1 rRNA gene is annotated in these 276 nt (G+C 52.5%); it reads left to right on the forward strand.

Annotation, left to right across the window (positions count from 1 at the left end):
• A 16S ribosomal RNA gene (locus ACEO2X_RS14415) occupies positions 1-276 on the forward strand; the annotation flags it as partial.

Genomic DNA, 276 nt, shown 5'->3' on the forward strand with positions numbered 1-276 from the left:
ACGGCCCAGACTCCTACGGGAGGCAGCAGTGGGGAATATTGGACAATGGGGGGAACCCTGATCCAGCCATGCCGCGTGTGTGAAGAAGGCCTTTTGGTTGTAAAGCACTTTAAGCGAGGAGGAGGCTCTCTTAGTTAATACCTGAGAAGAGTGGACGTTACTCGCAGAATAAGCACCGGCTAACTCTGTGCCAGCAGCCGCGGTAATACAGAGGGTGCGAGCGTTAATCGGATTTACTGGGCGTAAAGCGCGCGTAGGTGGTTAATTAAGTCAAAT

The organism is Acinetobacter sp. AL9, assembly GCF_041464035.1.
Lineage (GTDB): Bacteria > Pseudomonadota > Gammaproteobacteria > Pseudomonadales > Moraxellaceae > Acinetobacter > Acinetobacter towneri.